We start from the raw sequence: 13,499 nt of genomic DNA on the forward strand, positions 1-13,499 counted from the left end.
CCATATAGAATGGTGTTTTTTTATGCCTTAATATTGCAGAAATCCTCTGTCACTCATAGAATCGAGGGTAAAAAAAGAGATCTGCTTAGCAGACCTCAATATATTTAGTTATTTCGGGACAAACCCTTTTTTAATACCCTGCCCATCACATAACCAGTATCATCTTCACCTAGAATAGAAAAATCATGTTTCTTATAGAAGTTAATGGCGCCCTTGTTTGTCTTGCTGACACCAAGCATCACTCCATCAACTTCATTCTTCAAATCATCAGCCATTGTCTCAATAAGCTGACTGCCTATACCTAATCCTGTATATCCATGCAAGCAGTCAATATGAAGATGGGCTGGATAGTCTTTTTGAAAGTGGTCATAGATGGCATATTCTCGTTGCATTCTTAATTGATATTCCTGGCTGATGGCTGCAATCTTGGTCATATAGGGTTGCATATGTTTGATAAACAAATGATAATTTGGGGCATAAAGAACATAACCCACAACCTTTCCTTCCACTTCAGCAACATAAGCTCTTTCCTTTTCAAGATAGGGTAGGCAATACATATATAATGTAAACTGACGGTGCTGTTCTTCTCTTCTTGCCCTTTCGCTTGCCGTGGCAATGCAAATTGTTTTGATAGCTTCTAGATCTTCTTGGCGATATCTTCTAATGATGACATTTGTATTCATGATATGTACCTCCTTAATGAATTAGATAATTCTTTTTGATTGTCCCACAATAACCATTCAATCCAGTAATCACAAAGCTTGCTTGTCCCCGCTGGTGTTGATGATTATAGCTGACAACATAATCAATACCTTCTTCTAACTGATAGCTGCCATCCGTGAGTTGAATATGTGGCTGGCCAATACCATCTTCTAATGCAACATCCTGCTTATAATCTAGTGAAAGAGTAGAGAGAGGTCTATTCTTTTGAAGATTTGTATTGATATTTTGCAGTATATTCCCACGAAGAGGATAGTTTGTTTGTGTGGGCATGTTTTGAAAGATGGGGATTTCTAAATGACGTTCGATTAATAATGTATTGGTTTTAAGATAGCCCTTTACGATATGTTTGACTTCATCAACAGGAGCAAGAATATTCGTCATATAGCTATGCGTACCTAAATGCTTTGAATAAAGATCAAAGCGCTGTAAATAAAGGGAATCCTGTTTATTCTGGGTATAATGGTTAGCTAAGTAAGCCACACCTCCATCAATGGCCTTTTCACGATTATCCCAATTCATCTTGACCGCATAGTCAATGCCGTCCTGATAACCTGTATTAGCACCTATATTAAAGATATTGTAATAGGTCTTCCCATTGACTTTTACACCTTGGGCGCCTTTAGAAGGTGTTGGTGATGTTCCACCTGCTTCCTGAATTGCCCGTGATAGGATATTGGAAAGTGAGACATTATATTTCTTAGCGACATTCACAAAAATCTCGGCATAGGACTGATGCGTACTTTCATCAATGCCATTCATATTTGTATCGCTTAATATCTCTTTGGCAACACGAAGATCCTCTTGAGGATTATAAGACAGCTTTTCAAACATCAAAGCCTGACTCGCATTCAAATGAAGACGGGGATCAAGATAATAACGCACAGTTCCAACACTTGCCCTGCGCCAGTTATTCCCCTCAACAACATCCTGTGAACGAACAAGAGCGGCCTGATTCGTAGGAATTAAGGCTTTGATACTATAGGCTGAGGCAGCCTGATTGAAATCAAGCTGTGTTTTTATAGGACTATAGGTCCATGAAGGTGAGAGGGCATGAAGATAGCGTAAAGGCTGACGATAACTTTCAGGAAATATAGATAGCTTTGTTTCAAATGATTCATCAAAATGATAACGTAAGACATCACTGGCATCTACATAGCCATAGGATGTATTGCCATCCATATCATAACGTACACCAAGATAATTCTTATTGAAAGAACGTACTTCCTTAATAACAATTAATGGCGTTCCTCGTTCTAATTTATAGCGTGCCTGATGGCCAAGAGCATCATATAAATTCACACGGCCTGCTTTAGTCAGAACAATATAATGCGCTACCGACGTTTCTTCCTTTCTTAAGAAAAGATAGGCACCTGAAGCAATGATGGCGGCAAGAAAGGCAAGAAAAAATCTCTTTCTTACCTGCTTTCTTTTCTTACTGACTCTCTTTCTTCTCTTAGCCACGAAGCACCTTCACCACCTGACTCTTCACCCAGCCCACAGCACCTTTAAAGCTTACATAGCTATACTTGCCATATTGTCCAATGACCTTGACTTCACTACCTTTTTCAAGGGCAAGAAAACGGTCCGTATAGTCATCAAGACAATAGAGCTTTGAAGAACGAGTATAAAGAAATTCATTCTTAATCATCATCTCAACACCACTCTTGACATGGCGACACTTAGAAAACTCCTGTCCTTCTTCAAGCATGATGACTTCATAGTCAGGAAAACAAATCTTATGATAATCGTGGCTGCCTTCATGCACATCTTCTAGAATCATACCAACTGGTAATGGTTGATAGGATTCTGTCGCATAGCTGATATGACCTTGATGACTTTCAATAATCAAGGCATTGAGCTGGGCAATCGGTTTAACTCCAATCCCGCCATCAATACAAATAATCCTTTTCTTCCAATCAAAGAGAATATCATTGTTGATATTTCTTGGATCATAATTACTTGTAGGAATATGTCCTACAATAACTGTTTCATTATAAGGATGACCAATATCATCAAAGTGCTGCATTTCTAAATAGCCATGCAATGTCCCTTGTTTATAGTTAGGTTTGTTTTCTAAACCGGCATGGACAAAAAGAAAATCATTGAATTTCAAGGTTGTAGGTAAATGCATCATAAACTGGAGATGAGGATGGAGAAAGCGTTCCATTTCCTGCTGCATGGCAAGATTGCTGCAATGCCCATCACGATAATGCCCTTTGTCATAAAGCTGGCGGACAATCCCATTGGCTGAGACACGCTGTAAATAGTGAGGGATTTCATTCGCAAGTTCCGGTATGGTCATCATGGCACATAATGCCCACTCACAATTACCCGTCAGAATATAACACTTGGGATATCGTGAGAGCTGTTCAATGAATTTGATGGTTTCAAGAACTTCATCACCCTTTTCTATATAATCACCAATAATGACTAAATAATCAAAATCAGGATCATACTTCACCTTTCTTAAAAGTGCTTTGAGATACTGCAAGTGACCATGAATATCAGAAATCGCAATCAAGCGATAATCCCCTTTCACTTTCTTTGTGATATGACGTGGTGCCAACATCAAACATCCCTCCTTCTAAAGCATTATAGCTTATTATCTTCAAAAGAAAAACCAGGTTACTCCTGGTTCTTACTCGCATAATATTTTCTTACAAGCATTTGTGTCTTGGTAATATGTTCTCGAATAGAATGCTTAGCACCATCAATGTCACCATCCATGATCTCTTCATAAATCTTACGATGTTCTTCTAGTGCTGAATCAAGACGTTTGACATTGGTCAAAGAATGTCTTGTCGTTACGGAGACATAGTAATGAATATCTTTCAGTAATTGTTCAAAATATGTTGATTGTGTGGCACGGTAGATTGTTTCATGATAGAGAATGTTGAGATCATTAACTTTATCTTTATCATGTTTGTTTGTATAGAATTCCATGAGTTCAAAGACTTCCTTGATCTTTGCGAGATGGATATCATCCATACGTTCAATAGCCATACCTATCGCAAGAGACTCAAGCTCTTTTCTTATTTCAAACATGTCATCAATATCACGTGGTGAAAAACCTTTCACAAAGACACCCTTATTAGGAATACTTTCAACAAGTCCTTCTAATTCCAATTGTTTGAGTGCTTCACGAATAGGTGTACGAGAGATATTTAATTCTCTGACAAGTGCTAATTCATTGAGCTTTTGGCCCTTATCATATTCTTCATTTAAGATACGATCTCTTAATAATACAAATATCTGGCTCCCCAACGAACCATTCTTAGCTGGTTCAAATAAACTATGTGATGGCATAAGAATCAACCCCTTTATTGTATACAATTATATTGGAAAACGAAATGAATGCAAACATTTCATATCAATATTTAAAAATTTTCTCATGCCAAATAGAACTTCTCAAAAAAGGCCAACCTAATATCAACATTCTTTAACGTGCAAAAGCAGGTCTCTAAAATTATAGATAACCTGCTATCATTACAATTATATCAAATTTCCCATTTTCTGCTTATTTTCTATCGAAGATGAGGTAGATAGTGATGAATAATATTCGCTATCACAATAACCAATAAAATCAATCCAACAATGACAATGCCATTGAATCAACAGAGATAACTTCTCAATTTCCTAGAGTTCATAATCCTCCTAGCTCATACACCCAATAATGCAGGAATGATAACCCATTTGAATATTATCTTTGTTTTCTAGTGTCTTTTATTATAAATGCATTTCACAAGTAAAGCGCCTAGAAATACAGTGAAATATGGAATCAACAACAAGATACCATAGAGTACTGTAAATAGAGAACCTCCCATATATGGATAAAGCGTAGTGATAAGATAACCGCCTCTTATCACTCCATAGATAACACATATAATAATAAAATAGTTTACATATTTAGGAAACTTTATACATAAAATATATGTCACTATACATGCAATGATGATCCATGGGATTTGTTTAATGAAAAGATCAAGCATATTACCGGCAATCCACGATGCAATAAATTGAGTCATAATCATACCTTCCCTTCTATTCAGTTATATTTGATTTTATATAAACATAAGAACCACATCCATCCTCTTATCAATCCCCTGTTGTATAAAAGATGCCTCTTCTACTATTAATATAAAAAAAGAAAAAATAGTGTCAATATCAGCTAAAATTTTTCTAAATTTCTTCAGTATTATGACAATACAAGGCAAAAAGAGGAAGGATTTCTCCGTCCTCTTCATTGATTATTTTATGTTATTCATCATCGACAACATCATTGTTGTAGTTTTCAAGATCAGTAATAAGATTCTTATATACTGAATCGATGGATTCACTAAAGGCTGCATCCTTCATATTATTTTTGAGGGCACGACTAGATTTCATTGTATCCTGCAAAGTACCTGCACCACCAATACAGCCACCTGGACAAGCCATCCCTTCCAACAAGTAACCATCATATTTACCACGTGTCGCATCACGCATCATACGTTTACATTCAGCCAAGCCTTCTGCTTTAACGACTTTCACTTCACGTTCTGGATCAAGATGCTTTACGGCATTGACAACAGCCTGGGCAACCCCACCGCTACCGGCAAAGCCACGACCATCGCTTGAGCCTTGGACAAGCTTGAAGCCATCTGGGATTTCATCAAAATCAACATCCTTTGCTTCAAACATGCCAGCGACTTCTTCAAATGTCAATGTGAAGTCGACATATGATTTAATGGAATTGCGCGCTGCTTCTTTCTTTTTCGCTAAGCATGGACCAATGAAACAGATCTTCGCATTAGGTTCATTCTGTTTTAAAAGACGCGCTGTTAAGACCATTGGTGTTAAGGCCATGGAAATGTTTTCGGCATAATCAGGGAAATCCTGTTTAGCCATCTTAGACCATGCTGGGCAACATGATGTGCCCATGAATTTAAGCTTTGATGGAACTTCATCAATGAAGTCCTGGGCTTCTTCGATTGTACATAAGTCAGCACCCATCGCTACTTCAAGAACATCCGTAAAGCCTAAAGCCTGGAAAGCTCCACGCATTTTCTCCGGTGTTAAGTTTGGCCCAAACTGACCAGCAATTGCTGGTGCAACAATCGCATAGACATTCTCTTTATTTGTGATGGCTTTGATTGTTTGATAAATCTGTCCCTTGTCGACAATAGCCGCAAATGGACAGCTTACTAAGCACATCCCACAAGCCACACATTTACTCTGATCAATATCAGCACGACCATATTCATCTTTGCCAATGGCATTGACACCACATGCGGCAACACATGGACGCTCCTGCTTGATGATGGCATTGTATGGACAAGCTTTCATACAAAGTCCACATTTAATACATTTAGACTGATCAATATAAGACTTGCCATCCACCATCGAAATAGCCCCTTTAGGACAAACTTCCTGACAGGGATGTTCAAGACATCCCTGACAACAATCTGTGACAATGACACGTTTCTCTGGACATTTGTGACAGGCAAATTTAATGATATCAATAAGTGGTGGTTCATAGTATTTTTCATCAATCATACTTTCATCCACACCATCACTAATCGATTTATATTCACTAATAGGACGTAGTGAGAGTCCCATCGCAACACGTAAACGTTCCGAAACAATCGCTCTTTCGACAAAGATACTATCACGATAGGTTTCTATTTCCCCGGGAATAATCTTATAGGGAAGTTCTTCGAGCTTTTCAGGTCCGCCGCCTTCATAAGCTAAACGCGCTATTTCTGTAAAAATCATATGACGAATTTTGGATTTTGGGGTTGGTACACCTTTCATACACACATTTCCTCCTCAATTTGTAACCCTTTTCTTTTAGTTAAAGATATTATAACACAAGTCATTCGTTTAGCACGTCCTAATCTTGTGAATATCAAAAAAGAAGTGATCATTCACTTCTTCTAACGATAATCTCCTCGTGCTTCAACAACTTCATAGCCCGTGCGTTTAATTCTTCTTTCCATACAGGCATGACATTCAGCCGCTTCCTCACCTGTACAGATCTTGCCATCATAAAGCATATACTTGCTTCTGACACCACGTGGTGACAAATTAGGCATAACAACATTAGCTCCGGCAAGAAGTCCCTTTTCTCTGCCTAGAGGATCAATTGTGCCAAGTGCTGTTGTTGCTGGAAGCAGGCAATGGGGTAGCATCAAGCGAATGATGCCTAATAAATGCAAGGTATCTTCAAGTGTTCCTCGTGGTTCATCTTTAAATGGTGTATCGGCATGAGGAATAAAGGGACCAATCCCAACCATGTGGGGATTGAAGTCTTTCATATAGATAAGATCTTCAATAATATGATCATAAGTCTGTCCCGGTGTACCTACCATAATTCCACATCCCACCTGATAACCAATATCCTTTAAATCTTGCAGGCATTGTTTGCGATGGGCAATCGATAATTCTTTAGGATGAAGCTGACGATAGTGCTCAGGATTGCTTGTTTCCTGGCGTAAGAGATAACGTTCTGCCCCAGCTTCAAAGTATTTGCGGTAGGAGTCCTTCTCTTTTTCGCCAATTGAAAGCGTAATGGCCATATCGGGATGAAGAGCTTTGATGGCTTTGACAATCTCACAAATCATCTCATCACTAAACCACATATCTTCGCCACTTTGTAGGACGACTGTACGAAAGCCTAGCTGATAGCCTTTCTCTGCACAGGCAACAATATCACCTGGGGTCAAGCGATAACGTTCAGCCTTTAAGTTATCTTTGCGTATCCCACAATAGAAACAATTATTCTTGCAGTAATTGCTGAACTCAATCAGACCTCGCAAATAAACATCTTTGCCATAAACCTCTTCACGCACGGCACAGGCATTCTTATAAAGATAATCTTCATCTTCCTTCGTCAAAGAAGTTAATAATTGTTTGTAACCATCATGATCTAAGTGTTGGGATTGTCTTAAGAGATCAATAAGTTCTTTATTATTCATTGTCATTATCCTTAATAATCTGCATTGAACGATCAAGAATTCCATTCATATAGGCAATAGCCATACCATAATTGGTGATTGGCACACCTTGTTTAACAGCTTCTTCCATGCGATGAACTACTTCTCTTTCGTTCAACATACAGCCACCACAATGAATAATCATTTTATAGGCAGATAAGTCACTTGGGAAGCTAAAGCCTGAACTTGTTTCAATAATGAGATCTTTTCCTGTGTAGTTTTTAAGCCAGTTCGGGATTTTCACCGTTCCTATATCCTTGCATGTACGATGATGTGTACAGCCTTCACTAATCAAGACATGGTCTCCATCCTGAAGCTGATCGATGGACTTAATGCCATGATATGTGACATGAAGAGCCCCTTTATAGCGGGCCATGAGAATGGAAAATGATGTCAATGGGATATCATCTGGGACAACTTTAGATACATAGGCAAAGGCTTGTGAATCTGTAATGACAAGAGCTGGCTTTTCAATTTTCTTTAATGTCTTTTCTAGCTCACTCTCCCGACAAACAACAGGAATATCACCATCATCAAGTAAATCACGAATAACTTGTTGTTGTGGGAGAATTAAGCGTCCTTTAGGTGCTGAAGCATCAATTGGAATCACCAATACGACTATTGAACCGGATGGTACTAAGTCATGAGCTAGTGCTCGTTGATCTTTTTCTGGTTTGAGTGAAGCAATTTTATCTTTGAGTTCCTTGATATGTTCTTTTGTCTTTGAAGAGACATAAATCGTATCCTTTGTTTCTTTGTCAAAATGACTGAGATCGCATTTATTATAGACAACAAGATAAGGAATATGGAGACTCTTAATGAGCTCTAAGACCTCCTCATCAACTTCATCCATGCCTTCTTGTCGATCGATCACTAATAAAGCGATATCCGTCTTATGCAGCATCTTCTTGGCTTTTTCTACACGTTTTTCACCAAGTTCACCCGTATCATCAAGACCAGCTGTGTCAATAAAGACAACAGGTCCTAAAGGCAAGAGCTCCATAGCTTTCATAACAGGATCGGTTGTTGTGCCTTTCATATTGGAGACAATGGCTAAGTCCTGGTTCGTAATGGCATTAATTAGGGATGACTTCCCGGCATTACGCTTACCAAAAAGACCAATATGAATACGTTCACTTGAAGGTGTACTATTTAAACTCATCTAAAATCCCCCCTTTTAAGATATTGGGCATGTTTTTAAGATAAAGACGTCCACTAAAAGCCAAATGTGGTAGTGCTCTAACAGGTGTTGAAGTAAGAGCTTGATACATTGGATCACCAATAATTGTTTGTGCCTTTCTTAGTGCCTGTTCGATTTCTTCTTCATCTTTACTCGCAAGATCCCTTGTTCTTATTATACGCTTAGATTCTTCTAAAGGGGTAATCATTTTATACGATGTGTATAGAGCATTGCCTAAAGAATGACCAATAATGGCATCACCAATAATGATATGTTCATCACTCACTTCTTTATTAAGAAGAGGATTTTGTGACTTTCCTGTTGTCATTGCTTCTTCGATAGCTTTAAAGAGTACATTCTTAAAATCACCTATCGGACTCCCTAAGACATAGGGAATATGATATGTTCTTTCAAAGTATTGAGCTAAGCGCAATCCTGATGAAGATACAACAACATTGACATGGGCTGATGCAGCTCTTTGAAGTTCTTTTAAGCTTGTATCCCTTGCCCAGATAGAGAGCACTTCATAATCATGAAAGATGTCTTTAAGAAGAGTTGTTGTCTCACGAGGGGTATAGTCCAAAGGGGTAACACCTAGAATATTGATAGCTTTCTTTGTAGGAGCATAGTTTTCAAAAGGCAAGCGTGAAGCAAGTGCTTTAAAGGCTAAGGCAATACCATGGGTATAATCATGCATGGCATTAGTGGGAATATAGAAAGCTGGTATATCAAGAATCTCTTCAAGCTTCTTGCAGATGGCACTAAAGTCTGTCGCATTGAGATAGGGAATGGGTGAGTTAGCTAAGGCAATAAAGTTTGGATGCTGATCTAAGGCAACCTGGACAATATCATCAATAAATTTAGCATCATTGCCCATAATGGCATCGGATTCCTTTAAGCCAGATATATATATACGTGATGCATTCTGATACCAGCGCACTTCATCATGGGTATTGTAGGTCGAATTACATCCACTTGGATCATGAATGACAATAAGCCCTCCTAACTCATAAAGGGCAGAAGCAACACCGGATATATCCCCTGTATAAACAGGCAAACGGTTATAGACACATCTCATAATAAACACTCACATCCTAATCCTTTTTGTGGCACAATGAGGGCAGGATCTTTTGTAGTATAATACGCTTCTTCAATGGCCTTAAGCATACTTAATAAGCCACGATAGCCAAAGAATCCTCCTCCTTCAATGATATTCACAAAATGTTTCGTATTCTCAAAATAGGCAGCTTTAGGACCAATAGCTAAACTCTCCCCCTCACCCATTTCAAAACGCATATTCGCATGAATAGTAGGAATGAGCTCTAAGTCTGGAAACTGTTTTTGAAGAAAGAGAAAGTCTTCTTTTTCTTCAGGAAAGATGGTATCAAGATAGACACATTTCACATGAAAGCCATGTTCTAAAAGAACACGGGCAAGATTAAGTGGCCGCGGTGTTGCCACAAAGTCAATCGCAATCACTTTCTCTCCAATGACTTGCTTTAAATGGCTGAAGGCTTCTTCACATGCCTCTCTTCTTTTGTGATGATCAACATGTGAAATATTGAGCTCATCACAAAAACAATCAATTTCATCTTGAATCGACTCATAATCAAAACAAGGAGAGAGATAGAGATAATGGGCGTTCAATCTTTTTGATAAGGCTTGAATACCATAATCACCAGCTGGATTTGTACAAATATGCATTTTCGCATGACCTAAATTCAAGAAATCCTGATAGTTCATATCTTGAAGCTGATGTACTTTCATTTGATGATCTGTAGCTATTGCGACAAGATCACTTGTTTCATAAGTATGGGTTACTTCCAAGCCAAGTAACGCGATTGAATCATCCTGTGCTAAAGGCTGAATACTGTCATACATGACTTTACGTAGTCTTTGATCAGGGGCAAGACCTTCTTTTTGGGAGAGTGGATCCATATAGGCCTCGACAAAGACAACTGTTGGAAAAGTAGCTCTGAGTTTCTTATAGACATAATTTAAGTCAACCGAAAGAAATTTATGAAGGCAGACTGGAAAGATGATGGCGACTGGTGGTAAGTGTTGGCGTTTGTTTAAGGCATAGGTGATGGTTTCAATCATCTGATCTTCTAAATGTCCATCAAAAATATCACGTTCTTCGATCGTAATGCCAATAAAACGATCCATCGCATTCATTTCCGCAGCAGTCATCACAACCCCACGCAAACAATTATCAGCACAGATATAGATCTGTATGCTTTCAGGCACCTGCATACCAATATGAACAATATTCCATGTTTCATGAACAGGCGGATTAAATTCTAAACCAATGGTAAAGGGATTAGGATATTGTGCCTGAGAAATAGGCAAGGACATTTTCATACAATCTCTCCCTAACATATTCTAGGCAAGAGTTCGTTGCCCGGTGGAGGCAAGAGTGTCTCACTGCCGATTTCTGTAGTGATCGTGACATGACCCGGATGTTCATCAGTGACATAGCCAATCAGTGCAGCCTTTTCTGTATGCTTGCATTGATGGAGAATTGCCAATGTCTGATCAGCTTTGTCGCCAGGAACGACAATCACCATGCGTCCTTCACAAGCTAAATAGAGAGGATCAAGGCCAAGCATACCTGTGACACCTCTGACTTCTTTGGCAACAGGAATATTCTTGTTTTCAAGCTTGATTCCAACATTGGCTTCTCTAGCGATTTCATAAAGCACTGTGCCAACACCACCTCTTGTGGCATCACGAATGACATGGACATCTTTGACTTTTTCTGTCAAGGCATCAACGGCATTCCATAAAGGTGCGCAATCACTGCTCACATTGGCCTCAATACCATAATCATCACGCTCTAAAAGTATGCATGTGCCATGTCTGCCAATATCACCAGTGACAATAATCGCATCACCAGCCTTCGCATAAGCGCCTGATGTCTTAATGCCTTCCTTAATAGCCCCAACACCGGTTGTTGTAATAAAGACCTGGTCAACCTGGCCTTTTCCTGCTACCTTTGTATCTCCTGCTACAATCTTGACACCAACTTCTTTCGCACACTTTTCCATTGAAGCCACAATCTCTTCAAGTTTGTTCATATCAAAGCCCTCTTCAATCACAAAGGCACATGTCATATAGAGTGGCTTAGCGCCCATGCAGGCTAAGTCATTGACTGTACCACAGATGGAAAGCTTGCCAATATTTCCCCCATTAAAGAATGGTGGAGAAACAATAAATCCATCCGTACTCATTGCCAATGTTGTTTGTGGATTGGGCAATACGGATGCATCATCCGCTGTAAAATATTCATTATTGAGATGATGCTTAAAAACCTTATCAATAAGTTCAGCTGTCGCCTGACCTCCTGAACCATGTGCTAATGTTACTTTTTCCATTCCTTTAATCCTCCATAGAGATAATATGCCGAACAAGTGCCTTCGCTAGAAACCATGCAAGCACCGATCGGATGATCCGGTGTACAGCCCTTACCAAAGACTGGACAATCATATGGCTTACATGCCCCACGTAGTACCTCACCACAACGACAGGCTGGATTGTCCTTTCCTTTAATGACAGGTAGATCATAAACTTTACGTGCATCGTAAGCTTTGTAGGCTTCTTTAAGCTGTAAGCCGGAATGGGCAATCTTGCCAATCCCACGCCATGAAGCATCACATGGTTCCATATAAGTTTTAATAATATCTTGAGCTTTTTTTGAGCCTTCGCTTTTGACAACACGAGGATAGGCATTCACAAAGAACGGTTTTCCCTGCTGGACTTTTTTGACAATGATGGCAATCGCTGTAAGTAATTCACTAGCTGTAAAGCCTGCCACGACACCGCTCACACCATCCTTGTCTCTAAGCTCTTCACAGATCTTTGTGCCAATAATCGCATGAACATGACCAGGATAGAGAAAGGCATCACAGGAATCTTTCATTGCTTCATAAGCCATCGGCATCGTCTTATTGGCTGTCAATAATGAGAAATTGGTGAGATTTTTTGCTTCCTTGATAGTTAGCACATCACTTGGAGTTGTTGTTTCAAAGCCAATGGATAAGAAAACAACCTGTTCATCCTGATGCTTTTTCGCATATTCAACCCCGTCAAGAGGTGAGTAGACAACCTTGACCTTAGCGCCTCTAGCTCGAGCCTGAGCTAATGAAAGTTTTGTCCCTGGTACACGTACTAAATCACCAAATGTCGTAATCGTACAGCCCTTCTCAAGTGCCAACATCACCGCTTCATCAATAAAATCAATGGGTGTCACACAAACAGGACAGCCTGGACCAGAAATAAGATCAATGGTATCAGGAAGAATGTTGCGAATACCAAGCTTAAAGATTTCATGTGTATGTGTCCCACATACTTCCATAATACGTATTTGAGATCCCTGATAGCTTTGAATAATCTCTAATGCTTCCTTATTCACCTAACAGTTCCTCCATTAAATTCTTTGATTCATTTTCGTCATCATCAGTAATCTTGGCAATCGCTGCTCCTGCATGCACCATGACATAATCACCTGGCTTTAAATCATCCAAAAGTTCGGCTGAAACAGAACGTTTTGCCCCTGTTGCATCAACAATCGCAACATCACCTTTCATCTGAATAACTTTTGCGCTAATACCTACACACATATT

The 13,499-nt window shown here is 39.2% G+C and carries 12 protein-coding genes; all 12 read right to left on the reverse strand.

The annotated features are described in order from the left end of the window. Positions 1–104: 104 nt before the first annotated feature. Entirely contained in the window at positions 105–683 is a 579-nt protein-coding gene (locus FYJ79_RS09345; protein ID WP_154517342.1) for a GNAT family N-acetyltransferase, read from the reverse strand. A gap of 13 nt (positions 684–696) precedes the next feature. Beyond that, positions 697–2,184: an N-acetylglucosaminidase gene (locus tag FYJ79_RS09350; RefSeq protein WP_154517345.1), complete on the reverse strand. Its 1,488-nt coding sequence runs from the start codon at positions 2,182–2,184 to the stop codon at positions 697–699. Continuing rightward, complete coding sequence (locus FYJ79_RS09355) at positions 2,177–3,292, reverse strand: metallophosphoesterase (protein ID WP_154517348.1); 1,116 nt, start codon at positions 3,290–3,292, stop codon at positions 2,177–2,179. The genes FYJ79_RS09350 and FYJ79_RS09355 overlap by 8 nt, the downstream gene beginning before the upstream one ends. 56 nt (positions 3,293–3,348) lie before the next feature. Continuing rightward, positions 3,349–4,029 carry a GntR family transcriptional regulator gene (locus FYJ79_RS09360; protein WP_074731641.1) on the reverse strand — a complete coding sequence of 227 codons (681 nt, stop codon included), beginning with the start codon at positions 4,027–4,029 and terminating at the stop codon, positions 3,349–3,351. 951 nt (positions 4,030–4,980) lie between these two features. After that, the gene (locus FYJ79_RS09365; RefSeq protein ID WP_154517351.1) at positions 4,981–6,516 is read right to left on the reverse strand and encodes a 4Fe-4S dicluster domain-containing protein; all 1,536 of its coding nucleotides are present in this window, start codon (positions 6,514–6,516) and stop codon (positions 4,981–4,983) included. A 122-nt stretch (positions 6,517–6,638) separates the two neighbouring features. Then, a complete protein-coding gene (hydE, locus tag FYJ79_RS09370) occupies positions 6,639–7,679 on the reverse strand; it encodes a [FeFe] hydrogenase H-cluster radical SAM maturase HydE (RefSeq protein ID WP_229771444.1) in 1,041 nt (346 codons plus the stop codon). Next, entirely contained in the window at positions 7,672–8,859 is a 1,188-nt protein-coding gene (gene hydF / locus FYJ79_RS09375; RefSeq protein ID WP_154517357.1) for a [FeFe] hydrogenase H-cluster maturation GTPase HydF, read from the reverse strand. Before hydF ends, hydE begins: the two co-directional genes overlap by 8 nt. Continuing rightward, positions 8,846–9,955: a nitrogenase component 1 gene (locus FYJ79_RS09380; RefSeq protein ID WP_154517360.1), complete on the reverse strand. Its 1,110-nt coding sequence runs from the start codon at positions 9,953–9,955 to the stop codon at positions 8,846–8,848. The genes hydF and FYJ79_RS09380 overlap by 14 nt, the downstream gene beginning before the upstream one ends. After that, the gene (locus FYJ79_RS09385) at positions 9,952–11,238 is read right to left on the reverse strand and encodes a nitrogenase (RefSeq protein WP_154517363.1); all 1,287 of its coding nucleotides are present in this window, start codon (positions 11,236–11,238) and stop codon (positions 9,952–9,954) included. Before FYJ79_RS09385 ends, FYJ79_RS09380 begins: the two co-directional genes overlap by 4 nt. 11 nt (positions 11,239–11,249) lie before the next feature. Continuing rightward, positions 11,250–12,251 (reverse strand): hydrogenase expression/formation protein HypE, encoded by a 1,002-nt coding sequence (gene hypE, locus FYJ79_RS09390; RefSeq protein WP_154517366.1) that lies wholly within the window; start codon positions 12,249–12,251, stop codon positions 11,250–11,252. After that, the gene (gene hypD, locus FYJ79_RS09395) at positions 12,239–13,288 is read right to left on the reverse strand and encodes a hydrogenase formation protein HypD (RefSeq protein WP_326803702.1); all 1,050 of its coding nucleotides are present in this window, start codon (positions 13,286–13,288) and stop codon (positions 12,239–12,241) included. The genes hypE and hypD overlap by 13 nt, the downstream gene beginning before the upstream one ends. Beyond that, the gene (locus tag FYJ79_RS09400) at positions 13,281–13,496 is read right to left on the reverse strand and encodes a HypC/HybG/HupF family hydrogenase formation chaperone (RefSeq protein WP_154517369.1); all 216 of its coding nucleotides are present in this window, start codon (positions 13,494–13,496) and stop codon (positions 13,281–13,283) included. The genes hypD and FYJ79_RS09400 overlap by 8 nt, the downstream gene beginning before the upstream one ends. Positions 13,497–13,499: the final 3 nt, after the last annotated feature.

Origin of the sequence: Sharpea porci, from assembly GCF_009695655.1 — a bacterium.
Lineage (GTDB): Bacteria > Bacillota_I > Bacilli_A > Erysipelotrichales > Coprobacillaceae > Sharpea > Sharpea porci.